Annotated in this window: 1 protein-coding gene; it reads right to left on the minus strand. The window is 30.6% G+C overall.

What is annotated here, in order from left to right:
* Window positions 1–1,161, minus strand: a 1,161-nt coding sequence (locus K0040_RS19785; protein WP_228110408.1) for an IS256 family transposase, incomplete at its 3' end; no start/stop codon positions are given.
* Between the last annotated feature and the right edge of the window lie 17 nt (window positions 1,162–1,178).

The following is a 1,178-nucleotide window of genomic DNA, read 5'->3' on the forward strand; positions in this document are numbered from 1 at the left end:
AGATGTCCATTTCTCCATAATTTTCATAGTTGATAAGTATAGTGATTTTCTCAATGACTCATCTGTTGGAAATACAGTTCTTACTTTAGTATACTTTCTTAATTGTCTATTAAATCCTTCAAGTGCATTTGTTGTATAAATAATCTTTCTTATTTCATGTGGATACGCAAAATATGTACTTAAGTTATTCCAATTGTTGTACCATGAATCTATTACAACTGAGTATTTTGAGTACCATTTTTCTCTAAGCATTTCTAAATTTTCAACTGCTGTCTCTTCAGTAAATGCTCTATAAACATTTTTCAAATCTTTCATAAATTCCTTTTGATCTTTAGACGCTATATATTTAAGTGAATTTCTAATTTGATGAACTATACATGTTTGTATATTAACATCAGGAAATACTGTTTTTATTGCTTCAGGAAGACCTTTTAACCCATCCATACATGCAATTAGAATATCGTTAACGCCTCTATTTTTAAGGTCATTACATACTGATAACCAGAACTTAGCTCCCTCAGATTCTCCAATCCAAATACCTAATATATCTTTTTTACCACTCATATTTAATGACATGCATATATATGCAGCCTTAGAAACTATCTTGTTATCATCTCTTACTTTAAAATGCATAGCATCCATATATACAATAGGGTATATTTCTTCGAGTTCTCTACTTTGCCATTGGGCGGCAGCCTCTACAACTTTATCTGTTATCTTAGAAATCATAGAAGGAGAAACATCTATACCATAAAGTTCTTCCATCTCAGATTGAATATCTCTAACACTCATGCCACATGCATAAAGTCCTATTATTTTCTTATCTAGTTCGTTGCAAACAGTTTCATATTTTTTAATAACCTTCGGTTCGAATTGAGAGTTTCTATCCCTTGGGATATCTAATCCAACCTCACCAAAACTGCTATCAATAGTTTTAGAACTATACCCATTTCTATAATTGGGAGACTGTTCATTACTTCTTTCATACTTTTCTCTACCTATATGTTCATCCATTTCGGCTTCTAATAGTTGCTGTATCACGTCTTTGAATAACTTTTGCATTAGTCCATTTTTACCAACCACATCTTCCATAGTTTTACACTTTTTAACTTCAACTTGATAGTCTATATCTGGAATAATTATTTCTTTTTTATTTTTCATTTTAATACCTCCAAAAG

Origin of the sequence: Terrisporobacter petrolearius (genome assembly GCF_020748185.1) — a bacterium.
GTDB lineage: Bacteria > Bacillota > Clostridia > Peptostreptococcales > Peptostreptococcaceae > Terrisporobacter > Terrisporobacter petrolearius.